The following is a 23,344-nucleotide window of genomic DNA, read 5'->3' on the forward strand; positions in this document are numbered from 1 at the left end:
TGCCGCCGCCCGCCGGGGTGGTCAGGGCAGGCCTCTACTTGAGTAGTTTAGTCCGCTCTACCGGTCGCAAAAAAGGCTTTCCTGCTGGATTTGCGGGCTCGGCTCTGCGCTGAATCAAAGCCTCAGCGGCCGGCCGTTGCTAAGCAGCGGGTATCTGAAGCAGCCTTTCGGAGGGCGGCGATGCGCCTGGCGACCTTTAACCTGGAGTCCCTGGATCTGCGGCGTGGCGGGGAGGCGGCCCTGGAACGGCGGATCGCCGTGATGGCGCCGCAGATGGATCGTTTGCGTGCCGACGTTCTTTGTCTGCAGGAGGTCAACGGACAGAAGCCTGAGGCGGCAGAGGGAGATGCCGGGGCAGCGCGGCGCCAGCCACTGGCCCTGGAAAAGCTGCTGGCGGCCACCGCCTATGCCGGATACCACCTGGTGACCAGCACGGCGGTTTCCGGCGGCGGCCTGGCCGATGTTCACAACCTGGCGCTCGCCAGCCGCTTCCCGATCCTGGAGGTCCGCGAACTGCGCAACGATCTGGTGCCGCCCCGGCGCTATGAAGCGGTGACCGCCGTCCCGCGGGAGAGCGGCGGCACGACCCTGGCCTGGGACCGTCCGCTTCTGTACTGCCTGTTGCAGTTACCCGGCGGGCTTTTGCACGTGATCAACCTTCATCTGCGTTCGCCCCTGGCGGCGCCGATTCCCGGCCAGAAGACCGCGGCGCAGGTTTGGTCCTCCGTCGCCGGCTGGGCCGATGGCTTGCTGGCAGCGACCATCATGCGCAGCGGTCAGGCGCTGGAGGCGCGCCTGCTGGTGGAACAGCTCTTCGACAGGGAACCGCAGGCCCTGATCGCCGTTTGCGGCGACCTCAACGCAGGCGTCGAGGAAACGCCGGCGAGAATTCTGCGCGCCGCCGTCGAAGACAACGGCAACCCGGCCCTGGCGGCGCGGGCGCTGCACCTCCTTGAGCAGGCCCTGCCGGCGGAAAGGCGTTACAGCGTGATCCACGGTGGGCGCAGGCTGATGTTCGATCACATCCTGGCTTCGCCCGCCTTGCATAGCGGTTTCACCGGCATCGAGGCGCTGAATGACGCGCTGCCCGACGAAGTGGAGATGGCGGAGGATGATCCGCGTTCCAACCACGCCCCCCTGGTCGCAGAGTTCGATCTGTAAAACGCCTTCCTACCGGGAGGGACCAGTTTTCCGTCACCCCGGACTTGATCCGGGGTCCATAGCGGGGAAGCCTCGATGCTTCCTGCGAGAGATCGAGCCGTCGGCACCATGGATTCCGGATCAAGTCCGGGATGACGTGAAGCGGAAGCGGTTTCCCCGATGTGATCGGAAATCTCTCTAACTGATCATTTCAAGCCGCCCTCGGGCGCTCGCGGTTGTGCGGCGCTGAAAAGTCGATGGCCGGGCCCTTGGGGACGATGCGGGTCGGGTTGACGCTTTCGTGGCTGCCGTAATAGTGCTGCTTGATGTGGAACAGATCGACGGTCTCGGCGACGCCCGGCATCTGGTAAAGTTCGCGGGTGTAGTTCCACAGATTGGGATAGTCGGCGAGGCGCCGCTGGTTGCACTTGAAGTGGCCGTAGTAGACCGGATCGAAACGCAGCAGGGTGGTGAAGAGCCGCCAGTCGGCTTCCGTAACGACATCTCCGGCGAGGTAGCGCTGGCGGCCCAGCCGCGCCTCGATATCGTCCAGGGTGGCGAAGAGCGCGTCGAAGGCTTCTTCATAGGCTTCCTGGCTGGTGGCGAAACCGCACTTGTAGACGCCGTTGTTCACGTGGCCGTAGATCGGTGCGTTGATGGCGTCGATTTCTTCACGCAGAGCGGCGGGATAGAAATCCAGGTTGGACCCGGTCAGGCCGTCGAAGGCGCTGTTGAACATGCGGATGATCTCGGACGACTCGTTGCTGACGATGGTGCCCTTCTGTTTGTCCCAGAGCACCGGCACGGTTACCCGGCCGCTATAGAGCGGATCGGCCTTGGTATAGATCTGATGCATCAGCCGGGCACCGTTCAGCGGGTCGCCGGTGGCGCCGGGTCCTTCTTCGAAGGTCCAGCCTTCTTCGCCCATGTGCCAGTGCACCACCGAAACCGATATCAGGTCCTCCAGGCCTTTCAGCTTGCGCAGGATCATGGTGCGGTGGGCCCAGGGGCAGGCCAGCGAGACATAGAGGTGATAGCGCCCGGCCTCCGCCTTGAAGCCGGCCTCACCGCTGGAACCCGCGCCGCCGTCGGCGGTGACCCAGTTGCGAAAGGCGCTCTGCTTGCGCTGAAAGCGCCCGCCGCTCGACTTCGTGTCGTACCACTGGTCTTTCCAGGCACCGTCCACCAAGAGACCCATGATGTTCTTCCTTTTCGTTCGCGTCTTCGTTCAGGCGACGTCGGCCAGCAGAATCTCGGCGTCGGTTTCGGCTATGATCTCCACCCTGTCGACATCGTTGATGGCGATGCCGTCCCGCTCGCCCGCCTTCACACCGTTCACCGTGATGCTGCCTTTGGCCGGCACCAGGTAGAGTTTGCGCCCCGGGTCCAGGTCATGGCTGACCGCCTGGCCCGCCGTCAGGGTCGCGCCCAGAATGGCGGCGTCCTGATAGATCGGCAGCGCCTCCTGATGCTGCCTGCGGCCGGAAGCCAGGGCGACCAGTTCGCCCGCGCGCTCGGCTTTTGGAAAGGCGCGGGCTTCCCAGCGCGGCTCGACGCCGTGGACCGCCGGTTCGATCCAGATCTGGAAAATCCGTGTCGCCTCGTCTTCGCGGTTGAACTCCGCATGCATGATGCCGCTGCCGGCGGACATCACCTGCACGTCGCCCGCTTCGGTCCTGCCCTCGTTGCCGAGATGATCCTTGTGGGTGATGGCCCCTTCGCGCACGTAGGTAATGATTTCCATGTCGCGGTGGCCGTGCAGGTCGAAGCCCGTGCCCGGCAGGATCTTGTCGTCGTTCCAGACCCTGAGCGGGCCGAAGCCCATGCGCGCCGGGTCGTAGTAATCAGCAAAACTGAAGTGATAGCGCGCCGAGAGCCAGTCGTTCTGGAAGCGGCCGAGGTCGTCGAAAGTCTTGATCTCAATCATCGTCTTTATCCTTCAGCGCGCGGAGCCTCTCTCCACGCTTCAACTAGCCCGCCAGCCTGCCGGCGATCTCCGCCACGTGGCGGCCCTGGAAGCGGGCGATCCTCAATTCGATCTCACTGACCTGGCGGCTGCCGTCGCCGTCGGCAAGGGTGGTGGCGCCGTAAGGGGTGCCGCCGCTGATCTCGCCCATCTGCATCAGCTCCTTGCAGCTATAGGGTACGCCGACCACCACCATACCCTGATGGAACAGGGTGCTGTGGAACGAGGTGATCGTGGTCTCCTGGCCGCCGTGCTGGCTGGCGGTGGAGGCGAAGACGCTGCCGACCTTGCCGATCAGTCCGCCCTTCATCCACAGGCCGCCGGTCTGATCGAGAAAATTGCGCATCTGTGCCGCCATGTTGCCGAAGCGCGTCGGCGTGCCGAAGATGATGGCGTCGTAGTTGCCCAGCTCGTTCGGATCGGCCAGCGGCGCGGCCTGGTCGAGCTTCACCCCGGCGTTCTTGGCCACCTCTTCGGGCATCAACTCGGGCACCCGCTTCACCGTGACCTCGGTTCCGGCGACTTCGCGCGCGCCCTCGGCGATCGCGCCGGCCATGGTTTCGACGTGTCCGTAGCTGCTGTAATAGAGCACGAGTAGCTTGGTCATCCTGTATTTCCCTGATTGGCGCCGCGCCGGGCGGGCTGTTGCGGTTGCGGGGTCGCCGCAAAAGCGGCCTGGATGATAGCTAATTCGTTCTCTTTCGATTATTAATAGGTCGATTTGGAACATCATTGTTTCTATAAGGAAACGATAGTATGTCGCGGCTGGATGAGATGGCGGTCTTCGCCGAGGTGGTGGAGGCGGAAGGGTTTTCCGCTGCCGCCCGGGTGCTCGGGGTCAGCAAATCGGCGGTTTCCAAGCAGGTCGGCCGCCTGGAGGACCGGCTTGGGGTCCGCCTGCTGAACCGCACCACCCGGCGTCTCTCGCTGACCGAGGCCGGCGCGACCTTTTACGAAGCCAGCCGCCGGGTGCTGGACGAGGCCCTGGTGGCGGAGACGGCGGTCAGCAGCCTGTCGGCGGCGCCGCGCGGCCTGCTGAAACTGAACGCGCCGATGTCCTTCGGTTTTCTGCACCTGGCCCGGGTGATCCCGGAGTTTCACGCGCGCTATCCCCGGATTGTTATCGATGCGGTCATGAACGACCGCTTCGTCGACCTAGTGGAGGAGGGCTATGACGTCGCGATCCGCATCACCGGCGCGCTACAGGATTCCAGCCTGATCGCCCGCTACCTGGCGCCCAGCCAGGCGCTTCTCTGTGCCGCGCCCGACTATCTGGCGCAGCGCGGCACGCCGTTGCAGCCGGAAGATCTCAGCGGGCACGACTGCCTCATCTATTCAAACCTCGACCAGCGTCATGCCTGGCGTTTCGCCGGCCCGCGCGGTCCGGTCCGGGTGAAGGTGAAAGGGCCTTTCCAGGCCAACAACGGCGACGCGCTCTGCAGTGCCGCCCTTGCCGGTATGGGCATTGCGGCGCTGCCGAGCTTCATCGTCGGCGAACACCTGCTGGCCGGCCGGCTGGTGCCCGTGCTGTGCGGCTTTCGCCTGGCGGCGCAGGGCATCTATGCGGTCTATCCGCACAACCGAAACCTCTCCGCCAAGGTCCGGGCCTTCGTAGACTTTCTGGCCGGGCGCTTCGGCCCCGAGCCCTATTGGGACGACGGGCTGGACCGGGTTCTGCAGCCTGCCGCGCCAATGCAACAAGGCTAGAATCGTTAAGACAACTGTGATATGGCAGTTGTTCGTGAACGGCAAAAGCCGTTCGAGCGAAGCATAAGAGGAGGGTGGATCCCTTGGCGAACCAGGAAAGACTGCGACGACGACGCTGAGCCCCGCGCCTTTTGCGTGCGCCCACGCCTGCAGTCTGCAAACGCCGTTCTTTAGGACGGCTCACCTGGAAAAGAGATCATGACCTTCGTTCTTGTGCCCGAGCGGCCGGATGACACCGCCCTCAACACGCCCCTGCTTGACCGGACCTTCGGTTTCGACCGCACACAGCGGACGGTCTATCGCCTGCGCGAGGGCATTGCACCGGTGGCGGGCTTGTGCTTTTCCGCGGTCGCCGAGGACGGCAGTCTGCTCGGTTCGATCCGCTATTGGCCGATCGCGATTGCCGAGACGCCGGCAATTCTGCTGGGGCCCCTTGCGGTCGAACCGGCCCAACAGGGGCGCGGCATCGGCAAGGCCCTGGTCGGTCACAGCCTGGATGAAGCCGCCAAGCTGGGGCACAGCATCTGCGTTGTGGTTGGCGCGCCGACCTACTACCGCCCCTTTGGCTTTGTCTCGGCCGGCACCATCGGTCTCTCGCTGCCCGGCCCGGTGGAGCCGGAGCGCTTTCAGGTGAAAGCACTGGTGCCCGGCGCCCTGACCGAGGTCTACGGTGTGATCGGAAGCGGCCCGACAGTCTCCCAGACCCAGAGGGGGCTTCGCCGCTCCGTCGCTTGACGGTCAAGACCGGTGAGCCGCCGCGCGGTCAGGCGTTGAGGCGCCAGATGGCGACGTTCAGCGCTGCGGCGTAGCCGAGCCATAGGATGTAAGGCAGAAACAGCCAACCGGCGACCGGCGCGATCTTTGAGAAGGCGCGCGTCGTGGCAAGCACCGCCGCGATCAGGGCGGCGATGACCAAGACGCCGATCAGCGGATTTTTCAGGCCGAAGAACGCGAACGACCAGAGGACGTTGAGGAAGAGCTGCAGGAAGAAGAGGCTGAACGGCTTGAGGAACTGACCGCGTTCGGCCTCACGCCAGACCAGCCAGGCGGCAATGCCCATGGCCAGAAAGATCAGCGACCAGACCACCGGAAAGACGACATCGGGCGGGGTCCAGGCCGGCTTCACGAGACTGGGGTACCAGTCGGTCAGCGAAGTTGCCGTCAGCACAGCCCCCAGCCGCCCGGCAAGCAGGCAGATGATAACGAAAACGAGCAGCATGATGGGGCTCGTCAGCGGAGCGAGACGCCTTGGATGATGCATGGGAACCTTGCTAGAGCATATTCCGACCAATTGGAGCCATTTGACCGAGGCCTTTTCGCGGCCTGGCTGCGTTGCAGCGCTTATCCGATGTGCCGCATCGCGCTGCACAGCCCGCCTTGCCGAATGAGACGCCAGTGCCCATCAAATTGACTCCAATTGGTTGGAACATGCTCTAGCGCCCTTCGCGCTGCCATGCAAGGACCACGGCGGCCAGGGCCAGGAACAGCACCAGCAAGGCGGGCAGCAGGGGGATCTGCAGCACGCCTGTCACGACATAGCCGCCACCGCTTTTGATACCGAGCCAGTTGCGGCCGAAGCGGTCGCGGCTGCCGCTCACCTTGCGCAGCTCCGGCAGGTCCTGGCCGGCCAGCCGGCGGGCGGTGCCGCCGCTTTCGCGCAGCAGCGGATCGATCAGGGCGGCGGTGGAGCGCGGGTCGCGCAGTTCCAGCGGGTTCAGGGGCCCCGCCGCTGCCAGGGTCGTCAGGGTGCCGTCGGTGATCTGATAGAGGCCGTTTTCGCTGACCGCGAGTTGGGCGTTTGCCCGGCCCGGGCCTTCCGGGGTCAGCGGCAGGCTGCGTTTGGTGCCCGACGGCAGGGTAATGGTGACCTCCGGCAGCTCCTCGGTCAGGGAGCGCCGGGTAATCCGCAACTGCCCGGCGCGGACCTCGGCCCGCAGATCGTCCTCTTCCAGGTCCGGTTCCTTCATCAGCCAGTGCGAGATGCGGCGCAGCAATTCGGCCTGCGGTCCGCCGCCCTCGAAGCCGCGCGACCAGAGCCACATGTGATCGCTCATCAGCTGGGCGACCCGCCCTTCGCCGACGCGGTCGAGAATCAGCAGGGGGCGTTCCGAGATGCCCTCCATCACGATCACGCCGCTGCTGGGGTCGGCGTCGATCTGCCGGAACCAGCGGCCCCAGGACGGGGCGCCCTCCTCACTGCTCCCCGGGTCGCCGTCCAGCCCGGCGGTCACCGGATGGCGCTGGCCGATATCGGTCACCTTCGGATGAAAGCCGTTCTCGAAGATGGCGCCGGTCGGCTCGCCCGGCAACACGCGCCCCAGCGGCGTGCGATAGAGCGACAACGGTGTCGCGAAGGTGGGGCCGACGGCTTCCAGCAGGGCACCGCCTTTTTCGACGTAGGCGGCGACGTTTTCCAGATAGATGCTGGGCAGAACGCCGCGGCGGCGATAGCGGTCGAAGATGATGAGGTCGAACTCGTCGAGCTTTATCTCGAAGAGCTCGCGGGTCGGAAAGGCAATCAGGGAGAGCTCGCGGATCGGCGTGCCGTCCTGCTTCTCCGGGGGGCGCAGAATGGTGAAGTGCACCAGATCGACGGAGGGATCGGATTTCAGGATGTTGCGCCAGGCGCGCTCGCCGGCATGGGGCTCGCCGGAGACCAGCAGAACGCGCAGGCGGTCGCGCACCCCGTTCACCACCACGGCGGCCCGGTTGTTGGCGAGGGTCAGTTCTTCCGGGCCCGGTGCGACTTCGATTTCCAGAACGCTGGGCCCGCGGTGGTTCAGTTCGAATGCGATTTCCTGTTCGCTGCCGATGGGCGCGTCCAGGCTCTGCGTTACCTGACCGTTCTGGCGCAGCGTGATGCGGCCGCTGCCGCCGGCGGCGCCGCTGATCAGATCGTCGACCCGCAGGGTGAGGCTCAACTGGTCGCCGACGATGCCGAAGCTCGGCGCCTGGGTCACCATCAGCCGCCGGTCGCCCTCGTCTTCCTCGCCGGTCAACAGCAGATGCACCGGTGCCTCGATACCCAGGCTCTCGACGGTTTCCGGCAGATCGTGGATCTGTCCGTCGCTCACCAGAAAGATGCCGGCGATGCGCTGGTGCGGCACCTTGGCCAGGGCCTGACGCAGAGGGCCGAACAGCCGGGTGCCTCTGTTGTCCTGGGTGCCGCGGTTGTCGCCGGCACGGATCAGGCGGACTTCGGTGTCGCCCAGCTCGCCAAGTTGTTCGAGCAGGTGGGCCACGGCCAGATCGGTCTGTCCGCTGCGCTCGTCGATGGTCTGGCTGGTGCTGTCGTCGGCAACCACGAAGACCACGTCCCTCAGGGGATCGCGTTGCTCCTCGATCAGCGCGGGATTGGCCAGCGCCAGCAGCAGGACGCCGAAGGCAAGGCCGCGCCAGAAAACCCCGGGGGCACGACGCCAAAGGGCGAGGGCAAGCAGCAGCAGTGCCACCACGGCCAGGCCCGCCAGGATCGTCCCGGGCAGCAAGGGCGCCCATTGGACTGAAAGCGCGCTCATTGGCCGAGCCTCTCGAGGATGAAGGGAATGTGCACCTGGTCGGCCTTGTAGTTGCCGGTCAGGGCATACATCACCAGGTTGACGCCGAAGCGGTAGGCCATCTCGCGCTGCCGCGGGCCGCCGGGAACAACCGCATTCAGCGGCCGGCCCAGGCGGTTCACGGCCCAGGCGCCGACCCAGTCGTTGCTGCCGATCAGCACCGAAGCGACGCCGTCATTGATGTTTTCGCTCTGCGCTTCGAGCCAGAGCGTCCCACCGGCGAAACGGCCGGGGAAATCCTCCATCAGATAAAACGACTTCCTCAGCACATGGCCTGTCGGCACCGGCTCCAGCGCCGGGATCGAAAGGCCGCGCGTCAGGCGCTGAAGGTTGCGGGTGCCACGGCTGGTGGCGCCGAAGAGCTGCATGCCGCTGCTCGCTTCGCGCAGATCGAAAAGGATGGTGCCGCCGTTTTCCAGATAGCTGTTCACCTGTTCGATCGAGCCGGCATCCAGGTCCGCCTGCTCGTCGGTGATCGGCCAGTAGATGAGCGGAAAGAACGAGAGGTCGTCGCGCCCGAGGACCACGCCGAGGGGTGGGCCCGCTTCGACCGAGGTGCGCCGTTCGAGCACCCGGGTCAGTCCGGCCAGGCCGGCGCGGCTGATTTCGTCGATCCCGTTGGATCCCGTCTCGACAAAGGCGAGGCGGGTCATGAGGGTCGCTTCCAGGGCCCGCCCGTCATCGGTTGCCAGGCCCTCGGCGCCCAGGCTTTCACTGTTTTGTGCCGCTGCCGGCGACAGGGGGGTAAAGCCGTAGACTGCCGCGGCCAGCAGAAGCGGCCCGATGAGGGCCCCCGCCGCGGCGGCGGCGCGCTTCCTCGGAACCGGCAGCAGGCCGCGCAGCCGCAGGGAGATCAGCAGGTCGGCCAGCGCCAGGATAAGCGCTGCGGCCAGCAGCCAGGGCTTCAGGTCCTGTTCCGGACTTTCATGATAGAGCCCGCTGGTAACGCCGGCCGGCAGCTCCTTCAGCGGTTCCAGTGCGGTAATGCTGTTGCTCATGTTGTGGGCCTGACGCAGGCTGTCGTTGCCGTAGTAGCCCGGCGGGTGCTGCGGAGAGATGGTTGCGGGCGCTCCGGTTCCTGGCTCCAGCGCCAGGACAGTGGCGGGCGGCGCGCCCAGGCTGCCGAAGCCGTCCATCACCTCGATCGGCGGCAGGGCCTCGCCGCCCGTGCCGCCGCTGATCCCCTGGCTGACCGCCATTACCCGCCGCAGCATCTCGACGAAGAGCCCGGAGATCGGCAGGTTCGACCAGTCGGTGTTGGCAGTGGTGTGGAACAGCACCAGCCAGCCGCCGCCGCGCCGGTCGGCGGTCACCAGCGGGGTTCCGTCGGCAAGCCTCGCCCAGGTTTTTTCGGCCAGATCCAGTGAAGGTTCGGCCAGGACCTGGCGGCGGATCAGGACATCCTCCGGCAAGACAATCTCGGCAAAGGGACTGTCGCTGGCGAAGGGCGCCAACTGGGCCGGGGTGTCCCAGGTCAGGGCCCCGCCGAGAATGCGGTCGCCGCCGCGCAGCCGGACCGGCAGCAGGTCATCCGCTACGCTGCTGGGCGGGGCGCTGTTGGCCAGGTCATTGTTGGATTGCGAGACCGTGTGCGGGCCGGCGAACCGCAGCAGCAGGCCGCCACGGTCGACCCAGGCGGCGACCGCATCGCGTTCGCGCGGGCTGAGGCTGACCGCATCGGGCAGCACGAGGACCGCCAGGTCGCGTTGCAGCAGTTCTTCGACGTTGCCCTGGCGCAGTTCGGTGAAAGGCTCCAGCGCCCGCTCCAGATAGTAGGATTCGCTCAGCAGAGGTTGGCCTTCCTGCTGCGATCCCGGCGCGACCAGGCCGACCGGCCGCCGGCGCCAGCGTTCGTCCAGCAGGACCACCGCCCCGGCGGTCGCTTCGCCTTCGATGGCGATGCGGGCGATGCGGTTGCGCATCTCCGTCGGCAGGTCGAGCAGGGCCCGGGCCTCCGCTTCGCCGGGGGCGAAGAGCAAGGGCGCCTTGGCCAGGATGCGCCCGTCGGCCCCCAGGGCCAGGGCCTCGGCCCGGCCGGGCCCGCCGGCGTCGGCACGCAGGGCGCGGGCGACGAGATCGACACCCTCGGTATCCGGCGCCAGGGCGAGATGGGCCAGGGCGCTGCCTTCCTCGCGCAGGATATGCAGGCGGCCCAGCCGTTGCAGGGCGGTGGCCAGGGCGGCGCTGTCGGCGTCGCCCAGACCATCGGACAGCCAGACCACATGGGCCGAACCGTCAATCTCCAGATCCCCCAGCGTTTCGAGCACCGTCGCCCGGTCGTTGGGCCAGGGTTTCGGGCGCAGGCCCTGCAGGATGCGTTGCGCCTCTGCGGCGGGCAGCAGGCCGGTGGTGGCGGCCGGTTCGCCCTGGGCGTCGCGCGCGGTCGTCAGGATCACCGCGGCGCGGCCCTCCCGCTCGGCCTGGGCCAGCAGCTTCCCGCCGATCACCTGGCGCGCCTGCCAGAAGCGCGCCGCCGACCAGCCGTCGTCGATCACCATGATCATCGGGCCGCTGCCGGAAAGCTGTGCCGCCGGATTCAACAACGGCTGGGCGAGCCCCAGGATGACCAGCGCGGCGATCATCAGGCGCAGCAGCAGCAGCCACCAGGGGGTGCGCGCCGGGGTTTCCTCCGGAACCCGCAGGCCGGCCAGCAGGCGGATGGCGGGAAAGGCGACGCGGCGCGGCGCCGGCGGTGTCAAGCGCAGCAGCAGCCAGAGCACCGGAAGCCCGATCAGGGCCAGCAGCAGCCAGGGATGCGCGAAGGCGAGCAGGCCGAGATTGATCATGGCGCCGGCCTCAGGCTGCGCCGCCCGTGCTGTGCGCCGTTCATGCCAGAACCCGTCATGCCAAAACCTGGGACAGGGTGGTGTAGAGCCGCAGCAGGGCTGCCTGGGGCGGTTGGTCGCTGCGATGGAAATCGCAACCCCAGCCCAGCGCCCGGGTAATGTCGCGCAAACCGTCGCGCTGGTCCTGCAGGCGCTTTGCGTAGTCGCCGCGCACGGATTCGACCCGTGAAACCAGCCAGGGCGCCTCTTCCTCAAGGCCCTCGAAGTTCACCCGTCCGTCATAGGGCAGGCTTTCCTCCGCCGGGTCGAGCACCTGCAGAATGGTGCCGCGAACGCCGCTTTCCCCGTAGTAGCGCAGCGTCCGGTCGATATCCGGCAGGGGCGCGAGGAAATCGCCGATCAGAACGATCTGGGCGCTGCGCGGCAGCGGCAGCGTCTGCGGCAGTTCCTCGTCGGCCTGGTTCTCGCTTTCCAGCAGTACCGCGGTCTGCGAGAGGTTTGCCCGGCTGTTGGAGGGCCGCAGGCCGCTGCCCAGCAGGGCCACATGTTCGCCGCCGCGCATCAGCAGAACCGACAAGGCCAGGGTCAGCAGGTCGGCGCGCTCACGCTTGGATTGGTGATTGCGGTCGGAAGACCAGGACATGGATGCGGAGGTGTCGCGCCATATCCACACCGATTGTGCGGCCTCCCATTCCATCTCCCGGACAAAGACCATGTCCGACTTGGCCGACTGGCGCCAGTCGATCGACTGCGGCTGGTCGCCCATGTCGTAGTGCCGGAACTGCCAGAAGGTTTCCCCCTGTCCCACGCGCCGCCGCCCGTGCACGCCCTGGGCAACGGTGGAGGCGACGCGTTCGGCCGCGACCAGAAGCGGCGGCAGGCTGGCCGCCAGCTGCTCGGCGCGGTGCCGAAGCGGTAGGGTTGTCGTCATAGGGCGCTATAAACCCCGCGTGCTGCCTCTACCTGTTTTGCGTCCAAGACCCGGCGCCGCCGCTCAGGCATAGGGGGCCGTCAGATGCGCGATGATGTGGTCCAGCGTCACGCCGTCGGCGCGCGCGGCAAAGCTCAGTGCCATGCGGTGTTTCAGGACCGGGTGGGCGAGGGCGACCACATCGTCGATCGAGGGGGCGAGACGCCCGTCGATCAGGGCCCGGGCGCGGACCGCCAGCATCAGGGCCTGGCTGGCGCGGGGGCCGGGGCCCCAGGCAACTTGGCTGCGGACCTCTTCCAGCGCGGTGGTTTCCGGCCGCCCGTTGCGCACGATGGCGAGAATCGCCTCAACGACGCTTTCGCCCACCGGTACCCGGCGCACCAGGCGCTGCACGGCCATAAGCTGCTCGGCATCCATGACGGCCTTGGCGTTCATCTGGTTCGGGCCGGTGGTCTCGATCAGCATGCGCCGCTCGGCCTCCAGTTCCGGGTAGCCGACGTCGATTTCCAGCAGGAAACGGTCGAGCTGCGCCTCGGGCAGAGGATAGGTGCCTTCCTGCTCCAGGGGGTTCTGGGTCGCCAGCACATGGAAGGGCGCGGGCAGGTCGTGTGGCTTGCCGGCCACCGTAACCCGGTGCTCCTGCATGGCCTGCAGCAGGGCCGACTGGGTGCGCGGACTGGCGCGGTTGATTTCGTCGGCCATCAGCAGCTGGCCGAACACCGGGCCGGGAATGAAGCGGAAGGACCGGCGCCCCGATTCGCTCTCTTCCAGCACCTCGGATCCCAGAATATCCGCCGGCATCAGGTCCGGTGTGCACTGCACACGTTTGTCTTCCAGCCCGAAAACCGTGCCGAGCGTCTCGACAAGGCGGGTCTTGGCCAGCCCGGGCACGCCGATCAGCAGGGCGTGGCCACCCGCCAGAAGCGTGATAATGGTTTGATCCACGACCTCTTGTTGGCCGAAAATGACCTGGCCGATGCTTTCGCGTACAAGCGCCAGCTTGTCGCCCAGGTCTTCGATCTGTTCGGCCAGCCCGGCGGCATCGTCGGCGTGTTGGGTGGGGGTCGTTGTCACGTGGCAGCATCTCCCGACTGTGAAGTGGGGCCTGGCCGGTTGCCGCCTGTTGGCAGGGCAAAACCGACCGCTCGTCCGTTAACTAGAGAAGATAAGGCTTTCGATGTCCGCTGACCAGTCGCCAGGGCTTCCTGATTTGCCGTCCGGTGGAGAATTCGACATCCGCATCGCCCGGGACGGAACCTGGTTCCATGAAGGCGCCGAAATCGCCCGCAAGCCCCTGGTGAAGCTTTTCGCCACGGTCCTGCGCCGCGACGACGAAGGGGCCTACTGGCTGCAGACCCCGGTGGAAAAAGGGCGCATTACGGTGGAGGATGTGCCTTTTGTGGCCGTTGAACTTTCCGTGAGGGGCAGCGGCGAGGACCAGCGCCTGAGCTTCCGCACCAATCTCGACGAATGGGTGGCGGCAGGGGCCGCCCACCCCTTGAGGGTCGCCGAAAGCCGTGCAAGCGCCGGGCCGAGTCCCTATATCCTGGTCAGGGACGCGCTGGAGGCAAGAATTCTGCGCCCGGTCTATTATGAGCTGGCCGAACTGGCGGTCCCGGCCCCGGAGACTGCGGACGGGCTCGGAGTCTGGAGTGATGGTGTGTTTTTCGTGATAGGGAATGCGGCGTGAGAGCTGACGACCTTCTGGACCGACTGGCCGAACTGCCGGAGCCTTCGCAACGCGCGGCGCCGGAGTCGGCTGCGGCGCTGACGGTGCCGCGCGGCGATCACGACCTCAATCCCGATCTCTATGACCCGGCGGGCCCGCTGCGCGATGCTGCCGTGCTGGTGCCGATTATCGACTACGGCGACCGCTTGAGCGTGCTGCTGACCCGGCGCAGCGAGGAATTGCCGGACCATCCCGGGCAGATCAGTTTCCCCGGCGGACGTGTCGATCCCGGTGACAGCGATGCCGAGGACGCGGCCCTGCGCGAAGCCGAAGAGGAAGTGGGACTGACCCGGGACCGGGTGCGCCTGATCGGCCGTCTCGATACCTATGTCATCAGAACCGGCTACTGCGTCATTCCGGTCATCGGCCTGGTCGCCCCGCCGCTGTCGCTGCAGCCCGAGGCAGGGGAGGTGGACGAGATCTTCGAGGTGCCCCTGACGTTTTTCCTCGACGCGGCCAACCGGCAGACCCACAGCCGGGTGTTTCACGGCAAGACACGCTTTTTCTATGCCTATCCCTACGGCGACTATTTCATCTGGGGGGCGACGGCCGGGATGATCTCCAACCTCGCCGAGGTCCTGCGCGACCGTGATCTGGTGACCTCATGACCCGGGTATTTTTCCTTGCGATTCTGCCGCTTCTGGCACCCTTCCTGGTCTACGGCCTGGCTGTCTGGTTCGCCCGGCGCCGACAGGCCGCGGCGGGGCCGGACGGTCGGGTGCCCCCGGGCCGGGAGGCGACCCCCTGGGTCGTGCTGCTGGCGCTCGGCGTCTGCTTCAGCGCGGCCTCCTTGCTTTTGCTGGGCGCCGACCGCGGCGTACCGCCGGGTACGAAACTCTTGCCGCCGGCCTTCGTCGATGGCGAAGTGGTGCCGAGCCATCCGGCGGAGTGATCCCGGCTGATGGCCAATCGCCTGGGGGGCTTTCGACGATGTTTCAGCCGCAGCGGCTTGAACTTCAGGACTGGATGATCGCGCCGGAATCCCGGCGGGTCATGGCGGCGCTGGCGGCGGGCGGCAGTGAGGTCCGCTTCGTCGGCGGCTGCGTGCGTGACGCCCTGGCGGGGCGCCCGGTCAAGGACGTCGATATCGCCACACCGGATGAACCGGTGGTGGTCATGGCCCTGCTGCGCGACGCCGGTATCAAGGTGGTGCCGACCGGCCTGGACCACGGCACGGTGACGGCGGTGGCGGGGCATAAGCCCTTTGAGATCACCACCCTGCGGGAGGACCTGGAAACCGACGGCCGTCGGGCCAAGGTGGCTTTTACCGACGACTGGCTGGCCGATGCCTCACGCCGCGATCTGACCTTCAATGCCCTGTCCTGCACAGCCGAGGGCCAGCTCTTCGATCCTTTCGACGGGCGCGCGGACCTGGAGGCCGGGCGGGTGCGTTTTGTCGGCGATGCAAAAGCGCGAATCCAGGAAGACTATCTGCGCCTGCTGCGTTTCTTCCGTTTTCAGGCCCACTACGGGCGGATTCCGCCGGAAGAGGGCGTTTTGGCGGTGATGAGCGCCCTGGCGCCGCAGTTGAAGACCCTGTCGGGGGAGCGGTTGCGTCAGGAGTTCCTGAAACTGCTGGCGGCCGAGGATCCCCTGCCCGTGTTATGGGTGATGAAAGATCACGCCATTCTGGACGCTTTCTTGCCGGAAATAGTGGATTTGGACGTTCTCAGCCGCCTTTTGGCGATCGATTCGATTGCCGTCGATTCGACCGGATCGGCGGAACCGATACTGCGGCTGGCCGCCCTCCTGCCGCCTGACCGCGACGCCGCCGTGGCTGTCGCGCGCCGCCTGCGCCTCTCCGGTATCGACAGCGAGACCCTGCGCCGGCTTGCGGCACCCGCCCAGGACCTGGAACAGGCCCGGCTGGCGCTTGATCCCCTGGCCGAACGCCCAGCCATCCGTGCGGCGCTGCGCGGTGCGCTCTACCGCCACGGCGCGGCCTGCGTGAAGGACGATCTGCTGATGCAGACGGCCCGCCGGCAGGCGTCTTCAGAGGTTTTGCAGTCGGCGCTGGCCGAAGTGGCCGCCTGGCGGCCCCGAACCTTTCCTTTAAGCGGCAGCGATGTCCTGGCGCTCGGCATTCCCGCCGGGCCGCAGGTCGGCGGTCTGCTGCGCCAGGTTGAAGACTGGTGGACCGCTGCCGATTTCGCCCCGGACCGGGCCGCCTGTCTGGCTGAACTGCACCGCCGCCATGCTGAGGTGAGTTAGGGCGTGGCGAATTAGGGCCAGGCGGCTTCGGGGGGCAGGCTCATGAGAATGGCCTCGACGTTGCCGCCGGTCTGCAGGCCGAACTTGGTGCCGCGGTCGTAGAGCAGGTTGAATTCGGCGTAGCGCCCCCGGCGGAACAGCTGGTGGCGGCGCTGTTCCTCGGTCCAGGGTTCGGCCATGTGGCGGCCCACCAGCGCCGGGTAGATTTCCAGAAAGGCGCGGCCGACGTCCTGGGTGAAGGCGAAGTCGGCCTCCCAGTCGCCGCTGTCGATGTAGTCGTAGAAGATGCCGCCGACGCCGCGCGCTTCGCCCCGGTGGGGAATGAAGAAGTATTCGTCGCACCACTTTTTGAAGCGCGGATAGTAATCCGCGTCGTGGCGGTCGCAGGCGGCCTTGAAGGCGGCGTGAAAATCGGCCGTGTCGCGGTCGTCGGGGACCATCGGGTTGAGATCGCTGCCGCCGCCGAACCAGCTTTTGGTGGTCACGATATGGCGGGTGTTCATGTGGACGGCGGGAACCAGGGGTGAGCGCAGGTGGGCGACCAGCGAGATGCCGCTGGCCCAGAAGGAGGCATCTTCCTCGGCCCCGGGTATCTGTTTGGCGAAGTCGGGGGAGAACTGGCCGTGGACGGTCGAAATGTTCACGCCGACTTTTTCGAACACCCGTCCGCGCATCAGGGCCATGACGCCGCCGCCGCCATCCGGGCGATCCCAGGCCTTGCGTTCGAATCGGCCGGGGGCGATATCGGCGACGCGCTCCGCATTGACCCCTTCGATCTGGTCCTCCAGGGCCTCGAAAGCGGCGCAGATCTGGTCGCGCAGGTCCTTGAACCAGGCCTGGGCGCGGGTTTTCCGCTCTTCGGTTTGGTCGGGGGTTTGATCGGTCATCGGCGCCTTGCCTTGTCCATTATTCGGGTCGTTCAGTCAGATCTTCCAGGAAACAGCGCCGTCTGGCGCAGGCCCTCGCCAAGCACCATGGCCGCCGCCAGCGCTACGTTCAGGGAGCGGCAATCGGCGCTCACCGGGATCAACAGCCGCGCTTCGGCGGCCGCGTGTACGTCGTCGGGCACGCCGGCGGACTCGCGGCCCATCAGCAGATTGTCGTCCTTGTGAAAGGAAAACCCGGTGTAAGGCGCGCTGCCCCGGGTCGTCAAGAGCAGCAAGCGGCCCTTTAGCTGACTCTGATAGACCGCCCAGGAGCTGTGGCGCTGCATCCGGGCCTGGGCGTGGTAATCCAGCCCGGCGCGGCGCAGGCGCTTGTCGTCGATTAGGAATCCGCAGGGCTCGATGATGTCCAGAGGCACATCAAGGCAGGCGGCGAGGCGAATCAGCGCGCCGGTATTCTGGGGAATGTCGGGCTGGAACAGGGCAAGGCGCATGTTGGGGTGGAATTGCAGCTTTCGGTGGTTCGACAATTTGGCGAGTCTTCGGCAGCAAGGCTCTGTTTAGGGGCTTTGCGTTCCCAAGGAAATTACTCTATATCGACCTCCATAACGGAGCGACGGGGGTGTTCGCTGCGGCAGCTTGCCACATGTCTGATGTCCCCCTGCAAGATAAGGTTTTGTTCATTACGATCCTATAGGTCATCGGATCGCTTTGAAGCAGCCTTTGAATGTCGAAGTTCCAAAGTAGGGACTCAGTTCCACAAGAGGGATCTTAGGGGAAATCGTATGGCAGATACCGCCGCAGCCGCACAAGCCGGATCGGGCGACACACGTCGCGACTTCTTATACCTGGCCGCTGGCGCCATGGGCGCCGTCGGCGCCGGCGCCGTTGTCTGGCCGTTGATCGCGTCGATGAATCCATCGGCCGAGGTTCTGGCCCTGGCGTCGACCGAGGTCGATCTGGGGCCGGTGGTCGAGGGCCAGCGCATCACGGTCACCTGGCGCGGCAACCCGGTCTTCATCGATCATCGTACGGCAGATCAGATTTCCGAGGCCGAAGCGGTGGCCCTGGACGACCTGCCGGACGCCGAAACCGATGAGGCGCGGGTTCAGAAGACCGAATGGCTGGTCGTAATCGGCGTCTGCACCCATCTGGGCTGCGTTCCCCTGGGCCAGAAGACAGGACAGAATCGCGGCGAGTTCGGCGGCTGGTTCTGCCCCTGCCACGGCTCCCACTACGACACATCAGGACGTATCCGCAAGGGCCCGGCCCCACTGAACCTGCCGGTGCCGCCCTATGAGTTCACCACCGACACGACCATCGTGATCGGCTAGGGGAGAACAGAAAAATGAGCGGATTTCAAAGCAATAACGCCGTGATCAAGTGGGTCGAGCATCGCATGCCGATCTTCTCCTTCCTCGATCACTCCGTCGGGTCGGGCTACCCCTCGCCCAGGAACCTCAGCTACCTCTGGAACTTCGGGTCCCTGGCCGGCATCACCCTGGTGATCATGATCCTGACCGGCATTCTGCTGGCGATGCAGTATACGGCGCATGTCGACTACGCCTTCGAATCGGTCGAGCGCATCATGCGCGACGTGAACTACGGCTGGCTGATTCGCTACATCCACATGAACGGCGGCTCGTTCTTCTTCATCGTGGTCTATATCCATATCTTCCGCGGCCTCTATTACGGTTCCTACAAGGCGCCGCGCGAGCTGCTGTGGATGCTGGGCGTCGTCATCCTGCTGTTGATGATGGCCACCGCCTTCATGGGCTATGTGCTGCCCTGGGGCCAGATGTCCTTCTGGGGCGCCAAGGTGATCACCAACCTGTTCTCCGCCGTGCCGATCTTCGGCGAGCAGATCGTGGTCTGGCTGTGGGGCGGCTTCACGGTCGATAATCCCACGCTCAACCGCTTCTTCGCGCTGCACTATCTGATGCCCTTCATCATCGTCGGCGTGGTGATCCTGCACATCTGGGCACTGCACCGCTTCGGCTCCAACAATCCGATCGGCATCGATACCAAGGGTCCGCAGGACAGCATCCCCTTCCATCCCTACTACACGGTGAAGGATGCCTTCGGTCTGGGGGTCTTCCTGCTGGTGCTGGCGGCGGTGGTGTTCTACGCGCCGAACTACATGGGCCATCCGGACAACTACATTCCGGCCAACCCGCTTTCGACCCCGGCGCATATCGTGCCTGAGTGGTACTTCCTGCCGTTCTACGCGATCCTGCGGTCGATCCCGGACAAGCTGATGGGCGTGATTGCCATGTTCGGCTCCATCGCCATCCTCTTCGTCCTGCCCTGGCTCGACCGTTCGCCGGTCCGCAGTGGCCGCTTCCGGCCGCTCTTCCGCCTCTTCTTCGTGCTGTTCATGGTCGACGCGGTGGTGCTGGGTTATGCCGGATCGCAGCCGGCCGAGGGCGCCTGGCTGCGGATCGCGCAGGTCGCGACCGCTTACTACTTCATCCATTTCCTGGTCATTCTGCCGCTGCTCTCGGTGTTCGAGACACCTAAACCTTTGCCGACCTCGATCAGCGAGCCGGTGTTAAAGGGCGGCGGCGGTTCTATGGCCGGGGCCCCAGCCAAGCCGATGGAGAAAGCCTGATGCGCAAGGGACTGATTTTTGGGTTCGCGGCCCTTGCCGCCGTTTCCACCGGGGCGCTGTTCAACACCAACAGCGCCAAGGCGGCGGGCGAGGCCATCGCACTGCCGCAGCTGGAATGGTCGTTCGAGGGCATGTTCGGCACCTATGACCGGGCCTCGTTGCAGCGCGGTCTGCAGGTCTACCGCGAGGTCTGCTCGGGCTGTCATAGCCTGGACTACATCGCCTTCCGCAATCTGGCCGACCTCGGCTATTCCGAGGACGAGATCAAGGCCATGGCGGCCGAGGTTTCCGTTGTCGACGGGCCTAACGATGAGGGCGAGATGTTCGAGCGGGAAGGCCGCCCGTCCGACTACTTCCCGGCGCCCTTTCCCAATCCACAGGCAGCGGCCTTCGCCAACGGCGGCGCCATACCGCCTGATCTTTCGCTGATGGCCAAGGCCCGGGCGGACGGTCCGAACTACCTTCATGCCCTGATGATCGGCTATGTCGATCCGCCGGCGGACTTTGAGCTGGCCGAGGGTTCGAACTACAACGCCTACTTCCCCGGCCACCAGATCGCCATGGCGGCGCCCTTGTTCGAGGACGCGGTGGAATACGCCGACGGTACGCCGGCGACGGTCGACCAGATGGCGACCGACCTGGCCCACTTCTTCATGTGGACGGCGGAGCCGAAACTGGAAGAGCGCAAGGGCATGGGCATCAAGGTGCTGATCTTCCTGCTGGTCTTCTGCGGCGTGCTCTATGCCGCCAAGCGCAAGGTCTGGGCCGACGTTCACTAGAGCGCCGCTCAACGCTTAGACTGCATCAAAGGCCGCCCCGGCGATAACCGGGGCGGCCTTTTGCTTTGGGCGGAACCCCGCCTTGTCCTTGGCAAGTCCTGCCCGGTCCGGTACAGGGGGACCGGTAGTCTGTGCAGAGACGGCAGGCGCAAGAGGCGTTACGAGAAAGGGGTATCCCATGGCAGAACCGGGCTCGGTGCCGGTGATCGGCATTATCGGCGGCAGCGGCATCTATGAAATCGACGGCCTGAAGAACGCCGAGTGGCGCAAGATGACCTCTTCCTTCGGCGAGCCCTCCGACGCCCTGTTGTTCGGCGAGTTGGACGGGCAGCGTCTGGTTTTCCTGCCGCGCCATGGCCGCGGCCACAAGCTGTCGCCCAGCGATCTGAATTTTCGCGCCAACATCGACGCGATGAAGCGCGCAGGCGTGACGGAAATCCTTTCTTTGAGCGCCGTCGGTTCCCTGCGCGAAGACCTGCCGCCCGGGCATTTCGTGCTGGTCGACCAGTTCATCGACCGCACCTTCGCACGGCAGAAAAGCTTTTTCGGGCCGGGCATGGTGGCCCATGTCTCGGTTGCCGATCCGGTCTGCGGGCGGCTGGGCGATCACCTGGCCGCGGCGGCCGGCGAACTGTCCCTGCCGTGCCGGCGCGGCGGCACCTACATGGTGATGGAGGGCCCGCAGTTCTCGACCCGCGCCGAATCCGAGCTTTACCGTTCCTGGGGCTGCGATGTCATCGGCATGACCAACATGCCGGAGGCCAAACTCGCCCGCGAGGCCGAAATTTGCTACGCGACGGTGGCCATGGTGACCGACTATGACTGCTGGCACGAGGGGCATGACGACGTTACGGTCGATCAGGTGGTCCAGACCCTGCTCGGCAATGCCGACAAGGCAAGGGCACTGATCAAGCAGGTCGTCCCGAAGCTGAGCGGGCGCCGCGATATCTGCGACAGGGGCTGTCACCGGGCCCTGGACGCGGCGGTGATCACTCAGGCGGGCGCGCGCGATCCTGTCGTCATGGCCCGTTTGGATGCCGTCGCGGGTCGGGTTCTGGGCGGCTGACGAGAAGGCTGGAAAGCCTGTTGGAAGGGAGGGTGCGCAGCCGATGAAGCTGGTGGTCACCGAAAGCGGTGTCGAGGCGGCGCGGCCGATTCGCGGCATCGATCATGTCCTGGTCGGGGTCCGCGGCCTTGAAGCGGCCTACGACACCTATCAGCGCCTGGGCTTTACCCTGTCGCCGCGCGGGCGCCACATCGGCTGGGGGACCGCCAATTACTGCGTGATGTTTCCCAACGACTATATCGAGCTGCTGGGCATCATCGATTCCAGCCAGTTCACCAACAACCTGAACCGCTTTCTCGAATCCCGCGAGGGCCTGCTGGGGCTGGCCTTTGCCAGCGACGACGTCGGCCTGGCGGCCCGGGCGCTGCACCGCGCCGGCATCCAGCCCGGCGACATGCGCGACCTGAAACGCATCCTGGAAGACCCGGAGGGGGAGGTCTGGCCGCGCTTCAAGCTGCTGCACCTGCCGCCGGAGGCGACGCCGGGCACCTCGGCCTTCGTCTGCCAGCACCTGACGCCGGAGCTGGTGTGGCAGAAGGCCTGGACCGAGCACGCCAACGGGGCGACCGGGCTGATCGCCATGACGTCGGTGGTGAAAGACCCCTCCGCCCTGGCGATACCCTATGCCGAACTCTTCGGTTTCGACCGCGTGCGGGCCGGCGACGGGGTGGTGGAGGTCGACTGCGACGGCACCTGGCTGCGCTTCACCACCTCTGAAATGCTGGGGCAGCTGCATCCCGGCCTGGCCGGCGCACCGCGCCCGCCGACCCCCTGGCTGGCCGCCCTCAGGATTGCCGTTGAGGACCTGGCGCGCACCGCCACCCTGCTGGAACATGCCGGCCTGCCGGTCCACTGGGACGGCAAACAGGTCCTGCGCCTGCCCCCGGCGGCGGCCTGCGGCGTGCTGCTGGAATTCGCCGAGGCGGCTTAGAGCAGATCCCGTTCGGATGGAATCGCCGGAGGCGATCCATCGACCGGGTGAATCTGCTCTAACTGTTTGATAGCGATCGGATTCACATGTTTTGGCGCAACCACGAAGTGGTTCCGTCAAAACATGATCCGATCTAGGGTCTCTCTTCGCCCAGTTCGGCCAGCAGGGCGTCGGTCGTGACCTGCCGGCAATAGCCTTTGACGGCCCGCAGCGAGGCGTCGTGGCGGTCCTGGGTGAAGGTGGTGCAGGCGTCGGTGACCTGGGTGACCAGATAGCCGAGGTCGCAGGCGTTGCGGATGGCGCTTTCGACGCAGTGATCGGTTCTGAGGCCGCAGATCGCCAGCTGTTCGACGCCCAGGTTGCGCAGCACGTAGTCGATGTTGGTCGCGACGAAGACCGACGAAGCGGTTTTCGCGAACACCATTTCATCGCCGAGCGGCGCGACCTCCTCGACCACCTTGGCGTCCCAGGAGCCCCTGGGAATGTTGAAGCCGGAGATCTTGTAGTCCAGGCTGCGGTCGCGCCCGTCCTGCGTCAGGCTCTCGATGGTCGTATAGAGCACCTCGATCCCGGCCCCGCGGCAGGCCGCCAGCAGCCTCTGCATGTTCGGCAGCGCGGCCTTCTCCACCTGCCCGAAGTAATAGGCGTAGCCGCTTTCGATCTCGGCCTCGCTGAGGCCTTTGAACTCGCCGCCGTCGCGCCGCGTGCAGAAGTTCTGCACGTCAACGACCAGCAGGGCCGCGCGCGCCGGAACCAGTGGCCGCTCGCGGCCAAGGGGACCGTCGGCGGTGGTCGCAGCGCTGTCGGTGGGGGAAGTCATCGCCAGCGGTATAGCACCGCCGGATGGTTCCGAGTCAATGCCGTTCCGCCCGGACCCACCCGTCACCCTCAAACCCCACCTGTCACCCTCGGACTTGATCCACTGGTGTCCGGTTTAGATTTGGTGGACTGAGCGCACGGTGTTGATTCTACTGGTGTCCAAGCGTTTGGCGACGTCCTGGGACACGAGAAAGGAACAACACCGTGCGCCACCACAATAGCGTTTT

Annotated in this window: 23 protein-coding genes; 12 read left to right on the forward strand and 11 right to left on the reverse strand. The window is 65.9% G+C overall.

Features of this window, described 5'->3' with window-relative positions; all coding sequences use genetic code 11:
• Positions 1-180 precede the first annotated feature (180 nt).
• On the forward strand, positions 181-1,161 hold the full coding sequence (locus HBA54_RS23885; RefSeq protein WP_167229479.1) for an endonuclease/exonuclease/phosphatase family protein: 981 nt from the start codon (positions 181-183) through the stop codon (positions 1,159-1,161).
• A 190-nt stretch (positions 1,162-1,351) separates the two neighbouring features.
• On the opposite strand, the gene HBA54_RS23890 is transcribed toward HBA54_RS23885, so the two are convergent.
• Genes HBA54_RS23890 through wrbA form a run of 3 tightly spaced genes read right to left on the reverse strand, consistent with a single transcriptional unit; the run spans position 1,352 to position 3,713 of the window.
• Positions 1,352-2,338: a glutathione S-transferase family protein gene (locus tag HBA54_RS23890; protein ID WP_167229481.1), complete on the reverse strand. Its 987-nt coding sequence runs from the start codon at positions 2,336-2,338 to the stop codon at positions 1,352-1,354.
• 30 nt (positions 2,339-2,368) lie between these two features.
• The gene (locus HBA54_RS23895) at positions 2,369-3,067 is read right to left on the reverse strand and encodes a pirin family protein (protein ID WP_167229483.1); all 699 of its coding nucleotides are present in this window, start codon (positions 3,065-3,067) and stop codon (positions 2,369-2,371) included.
• Between the two features lie 43 nt (positions 3,068-3,110).
• Positions 3,111-3,713, reverse strand: coding sequence for an NAD(P)H:quinone oxidoreductase (gene wrbA, locus HBA54_RS23900; protein WP_167229485.1), 603 nt, complete (start codon positions 3,711-3,713; stop codon positions 3,111-3,113).
• A gap of 149 nt (positions 3,714-3,862) precedes the next feature.
• Between wrbA and HBA54_RS23905 the strand changes: the two genes are divergently transcribed.
• Entirely contained in the window at positions 3,863-4,813 is a 951-nt protein-coding gene (locus tag HBA54_RS23905) for a LysR family transcriptional regulator (protein ID WP_167229487.1), read from the forward strand.
• Positions 4,814-5,011: 198 nt separating this feature from the next.
• On the forward strand, positions 5,012-5,548 hold the full coding sequence (locus tag HBA54_RS23910; RefSeq protein ID WP_167229489.1) for a GNAT family N-acetyltransferase: 537 nt from the start codon (positions 5,012-5,014) through the stop codon (positions 5,546-5,548).
• Positions 5,549-5,576: 28 nt separating this feature from the next.
• Here HBA54_RS23910 and HBA54_RS23915 read toward each other — a convergent pair whose 3' ends face one another.
• The 5 genes from HBA54_RS23915 to HBA54_RS23935 form a co-directional block, all read right to left on the reverse strand.
• Positions 5,577-6,032: a TspO/MBR family protein gene (locus HBA54_RS23915; protein ID WP_167229492.1), complete on the reverse strand. Its 456-nt coding sequence runs from the start codon at positions 6,030-6,032 to the stop codon at positions 5,577-5,579.
• A 214-nt stretch (positions 6,033-6,246) separates the two neighbouring features.
• Positions 6,247-8,331, reverse strand: a complete 2,085-nt coding sequence (locus tag HBA54_RS23920) for a hypothetical protein (protein ID WP_167229495.1) — start codon at positions 8,329-8,331, stop codon at positions 6,247-6,249.
• On the reverse strand, positions 8,328-11,156 hold the full coding sequence (locus tag HBA54_RS23925; protein ID WP_167229497.1) for a DUF4159 domain-containing protein: 2,829 nt from the start codon (positions 11,154-11,156) through the stop codon (positions 8,328-8,330). Before HBA54_RS23925 ends, HBA54_RS23920 begins: the two co-directional genes overlap by 4 nt.
• A gap of 55 nt (positions 11,157-11,211) precedes the next feature.
• Positions 11,212-12,087 (reverse strand): DUF58 domain-containing protein, encoded by an 876-nt coding sequence (locus HBA54_RS23930; RefSeq protein WP_167229500.1) that lies wholly within the window; start codon positions 12,085-12,087, stop codon positions 11,212-11,214.
• A gap of 63 nt (positions 12,088-12,150) precedes the next feature.
• The gene (locus HBA54_RS23935) at positions 12,151-13,161 is read right to left on the reverse strand and encodes an AAA family ATPase (RefSeq protein ID WP_437126252.1); all 1,011 of its coding nucleotides are present in this window, start codon (positions 13,159-13,161) and stop codon (positions 12,151-12,153) included.
• A gap of 103 nt (positions 13,162-13,264) precedes the next feature.
• Here HBA54_RS23935 and HBA54_RS23940 point away from each other — a divergent pair, with 103 nt between their 5' ends.
• From HBA54_RS23940 to HBA54_RS23955, 4 genes are read left to right on the forward strand one after another with little or no spacing between them, the layout of a single operon-like run.
• On the forward strand, positions 13,265-13,777 hold the full coding sequence (locus HBA54_RS23940; protein ID WP_167229503.1) for a DUF1285 domain-containing protein: 513 nt from the start codon (positions 13,265-13,267) through the stop codon (positions 13,775-13,777).
• The gene (locus HBA54_RS23945) at positions 13,774-14,424 is read left to right on the forward strand and encodes a CoA pyrophosphatase (protein ID WP_205944879.1); all 651 of its coding nucleotides are present in this window, start codon (positions 13,774-13,776) and stop codon (positions 14,422-14,424) included. The genes HBA54_RS23940 and HBA54_RS23945 overlap by 4 nt, the downstream gene beginning before the upstream one ends.
• Complete coding sequence (locus HBA54_RS23950) at positions 14,421-14,708, forward strand: hypothetical protein (RefSeq protein ID WP_167229506.1); 288 nt, start codon at positions 14,421-14,423, stop codon at positions 14,706-14,708. Before HBA54_RS23945 ends, HBA54_RS23950 begins: the two co-directional genes overlap by 4 nt.
• A gap of 38 nt (positions 14,709-14,746) precedes the next feature.
• Positions 14,747-16,027, forward strand: a complete 1,281-nt coding sequence (locus HBA54_RS23955; RefSeq protein ID WP_167229510.1) for a CCA tRNA nucleotidyltransferase — start codon at positions 14,747-14,749, stop codon at positions 16,025-16,027.
• 11 nt (positions 16,028-16,038) lie between these two features.
• Here HBA54_RS23955 and hemF read toward each other — a convergent pair whose 3' ends face one another.
• Entirely contained in the window at positions 16,039-16,914 is an 876-nt protein-coding gene (hemF, locus tag HBA54_RS23960) for an oxygen-dependent coproporphyrinogen oxidase (RefSeq protein ID WP_167229512.1), read from the reverse strand.
• A gap of 32 nt (positions 16,915-16,946) precedes the next feature.
• Complete coding sequence (locus tag HBA54_RS23965) at positions 16,947-17,405, reverse strand: tRNA (cytidine(34)-2'-O)-methyltransferase (RefSeq protein WP_167229551.1); 459 nt, start codon at positions 17,403-17,405, stop codon at positions 16,947-16,949.
• A gap of 291 nt (positions 17,406-17,696) precedes the next feature.
• On the opposite strand from HBA54_RS23965, the gene petA reads away from it, so the two are divergent.
• The 5 genes from petA (at position 17,697) to HBA54_RS23990 (ending at position 22,298) form a co-directional block, all read left to right on the forward strand.
• Positions 17,697-18,245, forward strand: coding sequence for a ubiquinol-cytochrome c reductase iron-sulfur subunit (gene petA / locus HBA54_RS23970; protein ID WP_167229515.1), 549 nt, complete (start codon positions 17,697-17,699; stop codon positions 18,243-18,245).
• A 14-nt stretch (positions 18,246-18,259) separates the two neighbouring features.
• Positions 18,260-19,522 carry a cytochrome b gene (locus tag HBA54_RS23975; RefSeq protein WP_167229518.1) on the forward strand — a complete coding sequence of 421 codons (1,263 nt, stop codon included), beginning with the start codon at positions 18,260-18,262 and terminating at the stop codon, positions 19,520-19,522.
• Positions 19,522-20,301, forward strand: a complete 780-nt coding sequence (locus HBA54_RS23980; protein WP_205944880.1) for a cytochrome c1 — start codon at positions 19,522-19,524, stop codon at positions 20,299-20,301. Before HBA54_RS23975 ends, HBA54_RS23980 begins: the two co-directional genes overlap by 1 nt.
• A 178-nt stretch (positions 20,302-20,479) precedes the next feature.
• On the forward strand, positions 20,480-21,367 hold the full coding sequence (locus tag HBA54_RS23985) for an S-methyl-5'-thioadenosine phosphorylase (RefSeq protein WP_167229521.1): 888 nt from the start codon (positions 20,480-20,482) through the stop codon (positions 21,365-21,367).
• A gap of 43 nt (positions 21,368-21,410) precedes the next feature.
• Positions 21,411-22,298, forward strand: a complete 888-nt coding sequence (locus HBA54_RS23990) for a VOC family protein (RefSeq protein WP_167229524.1) — start codon at positions 21,411-21,413, stop codon at positions 22,296-22,298.
• Positions 22,299-22,431: 133 nt separating this feature from the next.
• Here HBA54_RS23990 and HBA54_RS23995 read toward each other — a convergent pair whose 3' ends face one another.
• On the reverse strand, positions 22,432-23,118 hold the full coding sequence (locus HBA54_RS23995) for a cysteine hydrolase family protein (RefSeq protein ID WP_167229527.1): 687 nt from the start codon (positions 23,116-23,118) through the stop codon (positions 22,432-22,434).
• Positions 23,119-23,344: the final 226 nt, after the last annotated feature.

Source organism: Pelagibius litoralis (genome assembly GCF_011683915.1).
Lineage (GTDB): Bacteria > Pseudomonadota > Alphaproteobacteria > Kiloniellales > Kiloniellaceae > Pelagibius > Pelagibius litoralis.